The following is a 4,875-nucleotide window of genomic DNA, read 5'->3' as shown; positions in this document are numbered from 1 at the left end:
CTTCGATTTGTTGCTCATGAATTCTTCTTACCTCTCGAGTCGTTCTGTCTCCACAAAACCCGGGGCAATTCACTTCGTGGATCAATCAGGTAGAGCGCTGGTTCGCCGAACTGACACGCAAGCAACTCCAACGCGGCGTGCATCGGTCAACAACTGAACTCGAAGCCGACATCAGAACTTTTATCGACGCACATAACGAAAACCCCAGGCCATATCGGTGGGTTAAATCAGCCGATCAGATCCTCGTCTCAGTCAAACGCTTTTGTCACAAGACAATGAACCGAACTTCAGATTCAGGTGACTAGGGTGTGTCGTCAGTTAATTCCAATGATGGCGGAGACGAATTGCACGGCTGCGAGGAAAGTTGACTTCAGCTTGTCATATCGTGTTGCAATACCTCTGAACTGTTTAAGTCTGGCGAAGAAGCGTTCGATGATGTTTCGTTTTTTATAAAGCGAAAAGAGGATTTTCCGTGGATTGCGTCGGTTTTTCTTTGACGGAATAACCGGTGTGATCCCCCGCTCTTCAAGCTTTTCGATGAGGGGATCGGCATCATAAGCCTTGTCGGCGATGAAGACCTCGGGATCGACTTCATCGAGCAATGGCTCTGCTTCTGTGATGTCGGCCCTTTGTCCGGGCGTCAGGGAAAGAGCCGCAGCCTTTCCCGCGGCATCGACAATGGCATGGATTTTCGTGGTCAGTCTGCCACGGGACCGCCCGGTGGCCTGATCCATCCCCCTTTTTTACGGGCGCCCGCGCTATGCTGGTGAGCACGGACAATGGTGCTGTCGATCATCATGTATTCGTTGTCATGGTCAGCAGCCAGATGCCGGAAAATCCGCTCGATCACGCCGCCTTCGCACCAGCGACGCAGCCGCCGGTGCACGTTCTTCCATTCCCCGAACCGGGCAGGCAGATCACGCTAGGGAATGCCTGCACGGTAACGATACAGCACGGCTTCGATAAACAGACGGTTATCCGCAGCCGTCCCACCGACATGACCTTCGCGACCCGGGAGAAGATCTTTTATCCGCTCCCACTGACCATCGCTCAGACCATACCGTCGCATTCACACTCTCCCCGTTCCAGAAACAGGAAGAAAACATCACAGATCAAACGGGAGTACAAGCTTCATAATCCCCCCGTTTAACTGACGACACGCCCTAGAATACAACCATACGGAAGGTGCTATAAGTTCATGTGAAAACCGGTAGTTGCATCTTGGAAGCATCTTCGGCGCTCAGCTTCTGTGCTTCGATGAAGGCTGATGCGCTATGAGCCATTTTGAGGGCTTGTAGAACATAATGGTCTCGTAACAGTTGTCCTGAAACCCATGTGCCTCGGTCATCCAGCCCATAATGGCCAGCGTTTTGCACTTTTGACAGCAATCGTGCGACGTTGCCTCGGGAAACACCATAATGCTTTGCCATTGCACTGGCGCTGCCAAGATCAATATAGATGCGATCGGCGTACGATGGTGTCTCTTTTTGTGCTCGCGTCATTTCGTTGAGAACGGAGATCCCAATCGTTGTGTTAAGCATGGGCGCAATCGATGAAGGAGGCGCGTAATAGACCGGGTCGTTGAGCATGCGCCGCGCAAAAATCGGGTGCATATGGGTTAGAATACGCTGATCTGTACTCGCGATGTCAGCACGCCCTGCACCATCGATCAGATCCAGCCCCTGTAGGCTGATCTGAAGATAGAGATAAAACATTTTTTCAGAAAACTCGGTCATCGCATAGGCCCGCACACGCTGATCCGCTTTGGGCAGCAAGGTGATGTAGCCTCGTGCATGAATCTCTTTCAGATAACTTGTGACCGTATTGGGACTGGCTATTCCCGTATGTTCGACCTCACGAAAAAGATTGGTTGCCGTGAGTGACGGAAGGTCCGGATTAATCTTGTGTGAAAAATTCAATGCTAGTGCACCATGGGTCATAACCCAGCGGCGTAAATCAGCGACATAGCGGACTTCACGCGGCATTTGCCTGTGAATCGCCAGAAGTTGCTGGTTGCAGAAATCAGGCACTCAAGGAATGCCGGTAAGGCTATCAGATCATCGACTGTGTAGGTTGGCACCGTATTGTGATCGGAGGATGCGAAGTCAGCGTATGTCATACAAATGTCCAACAAAATGATCGGGCGTCATCTTTAGAGATCTACCCGATGAAGGAAATCCCTTTGTCGCATTTTTGGTGATATTCGTGTTTTGGCTTGTTTTCTATGAAACTAAGGTCGAAAATAAAGGTATATTTTTAAATATATAAATGTTTGGATATATATTGGAAATATAATTATTTTATTAATGAATATAATAAAATACAGTACAAAAGGATATTTTTTAAATGCGTGCTGAAACATTCGATAATAATCAGAAGACTATCACGTTGACGCAGGCGATTGTCGCCAGCGGTAGCTTTCTGTCTGCCGAAAGCTCCTCTGATATGCCAACAGCAATGATCCGAACCTTTGCTTTTGACAATATTTTAACGTCAGTCACCTTAAAGAGCCAGGGGCAGCTTCTTTCCGTTTCGGGCAACGAGCAGCTGTATGTCTCTATTGGCTCGATATATGGTGGAGACGATTATAAAAGTTTCAATATTCCGGATCTTGCTGGAAAAATAGAAGTAGGAAGTCAAAGCTACATAGATCTTGGACAGGTGACGGGCGAAAGCCAGACCACGCTGACCGAAGGCCAGCTGCCGCCAGCATTAGGTGGCGTCAGCCAGTCAGTGGATAACGCTCAACCTTCTCTGAAAGTCAATTATCTCATTCGCGTGACGAGTGATCCGTCGGCGCCGGGATTTGTGGGAGAGGTTGACGCTTTTGCAGGGTCAATATCCACGATCGCTGGTGGTCAGTTTCTTGTGGCTGCTGGGCAATTACTGCAAATTTCCTTGTTCCCCCAGCTATTCAATGCAATTGGCACCACTTATGGCGGAGATGGACGAACAACATTTGCGCTACCTAATCTGACTGGACGCAGCATTATCGGGACATCCAGCACGTTAAGACTAGGGGCTGTCGTGGGACAGCAGACACTCTCGCTGAGTAATGCGAACGTCCCCGTATCTGATGGAGGCAAAGGCACGTCCTTTGACAATCGTGCTCCCGGACTTGCACTGAATTACATTATCTGTGTCAGCGGTGCTTATCCAAATTCAGGTAGCGATCGTGGACCCGTCATGGGTGAAATCCGTGCCTATGCAGGATCAGAGACCTCAATTCCTCAGGGGTGGGTATTGGCTAATGGTGCACTGCTGTCCATTAACCAAAATCAGGCGCTTTTTTCCCTTTTGGGCACAACTTATGGCGGTAATGGTTTTTCGAATTTTGCCCTTCCAAATCTTTCAGATACAGTTGTCGCCGGAAGTGGCGGGGCTCAGAGTTTTGGGACGACTTACGGAAGTAACACTGCCATTCTGAGCGTATCTGACGCGGCCTGCTTTTGTCGGGGAAGCCGTATACGTACGTCCAGAGGTGATATTCCCGTAGAAGAAATCCAGATGGGCGATCACATTGTTGCCTTTGATGACGACATGACCCAGGGCAGCATCCGGCAGGTGATGTGGGTGGGACAATCGCGTGCTGTCGTTCGTGCACGGCTGCCTGATGATGAATCTGGCTATCCGGTGCGTCTGTTGAAAGGGGCGATTGCACACAACGTTCCCTACAAGGATATGCTTATTACATCAGAACATTGTCTATTTCTTGATGGTCGGTTTGTTCCAGTGCGCATGCTTGTCAATGGACGTTCGATTTTTTTCGATAAAAGCATAGTGTCTTACGATTATTATCATGTGGAGACAGAGGATCACTCTGTTATTATGGCTGATGGTGTATTAACTGAAAGCTATCTTGATACCGGTAACCGATTTGCCTTCAACCAGAACGCTCCCGTTGTCTCCATTAGGCAGAGCCGTAATTTAACTTGGGATAATGCCTCAGCTCTACTCGATGTTTCGCGTCATTTTGTTGAACCTCTGTTTCGTAGCTTTCAGTCCCGGGCCGATCGGATCGAACATGCGGGTCGGTCGCAAGCTCCGATTCTGACATACGAAGATGGGTTACGTCTTGTCACTGAAACCGGGCGCGTGCTTCATCCTATCCGCAAAGTAAAAGATCGGGTCATGTTCAATATCCCTTCTGGCGTGAGCTCTGTTCGTATTCTGTCCAATGCCAGCCGTCCCTGCGATGTGATCGGTCCTTTTGTGGATGATCGTCGTAGGCTTGGTGTATTGGTCGGTTATATTGAACTTTTTGAATCTGATACAATGACGACGTTGACCTCCCATTTGCAGGACGTTGATCTGTCTGGATGGAACACAATCGAAAATAGTGCGATGCGCTGGACAAATGGAAGTGCGCTGCTGCCACTTCGTTCTCGATCGGTTGGCAACACAGCTATCATGGCACTTCAGATTCACAGCGCTGGTCCATACCTAGCTTCGGATAGTTACTCCGGCGCGGTGACACTGCAAGTGAATGCCAATTGGAGGTATTGACGAACGGTTCTTTGATCCGCCCGACTTGGGCTTTTGGCATGCTGATTGATGGTGCCTTATCTGGTGGAGTGCTATGTGGCGGCGCTCAACTTCTCCAAGAAGAGGAAGCGGCGCATGTTGTAGACGATATTGTAAGGCCGATCCTTATGGATGGCTCATAGACCGTTCTTGATTAGCGGAGACGTCCGTTTCCAAACGCCTCTCTCCGATTAGCGGACATTCTGGTCTATCCCCAAACTTTCTTTCTCGCTCAAGGAGCTTGAAGTAGACAGGCGGCTGCCGCCCTCATGTAAGACATCGAAGTCGTGATGGTGGTTTCTCGAAAGCCGACATTGTTAGGCTCAGGACCTATTAATTTATTGAACTGAG

The 4,875-nt window shown here is 49.3% G+C and carries 3 protein-coding genes and 2 pseudogenes; 3 read left to right on the top strand and 2 right to left on the bottom strand.

Annotated features, from left to right (window positions below; translation table 11 throughout):
- Positions 1-74: 74 nt before the first annotated feature.
- Positions 75-305, top strand: a pseudogene (locus tag Abci_RS13655) (IS630 family transposase); the annotation flags it as partial.
- Positions 306-314: 9 nt separating this feature from the next.
- Here the strand turns inward: Abci_RS13655 and Abci_RS13650 are convergent.
- Both Abci_RS13650 and Abci_RS13645 read right to left on the bottom strand, forming a co-directional pair.
- Positions 315-1,069: pseudogene (locus Abci_RS13650) on the bottom strand (IS5 family transposase).
- A gap of 127 nt (positions 1,070-1,196) precedes the next feature.
- On the bottom strand, positions 1,197-2,030 hold the full coding sequence (locus Abci_RS13645; protein WP_146807075.1) for a hypothetical protein: 834 nt from the start codon (positions 2,028-2,030) through the stop codon (positions 1,197-1,199).
- A gap of 316 nt (positions 2,031-2,346) precedes the next feature.
- Between Abci_RS13645 and Abci_RS13640 the strand changes: the two genes are divergently transcribed.
- Both Abci_RS13640 and Abci_RS13635 read left to right on the top strand, forming a co-directional pair.
- Positions 2,347-4,506 (top strand): tail fiber protein, encoded by a 2,160-nt coding sequence (locus Abci_RS13640; RefSeq protein WP_052944843.1) that lies wholly within the window; start codon positions 2,347-2,349, stop codon positions 4,504-4,506.
- Complete coding sequence (locus Abci_RS13635) at positions 4,503-4,667, top strand: hypothetical protein (protein WP_158319803.1); 165 nt, start codon at positions 4,503-4,505, stop codon at positions 4,665-4,667. Before Abci_RS13640 ends, Abci_RS13635 begins: the two co-directional genes overlap by 4 nt.
- Positions 4,668-4,875 lie beyond the last annotated feature (208 nt).

The sequence above is a fragment of the Acetobacter cibinongensis genome, from assembly GCF_000963925.1.
GTDB lineage: Bacteria > Pseudomonadota > Alphaproteobacteria > Acetobacterales > Acetobacteraceae > Acetobacter > Acetobacter cibinongensis.
The sequence above is the reverse complement of the archived record's forward strand: the minus strand, read 5'-3'. Positions and strand labels throughout refer to the sequence as shown.

What these genes read in the sequence shown, in the direction of transcription:
- Abci_RS13640 (WP_052944843.1), top strand. Translation starts at nt 2,347, where the DNA reads ATGCGTGCTGAAACATTCGATAATAATCAGAAGACTATCACGTTGACG.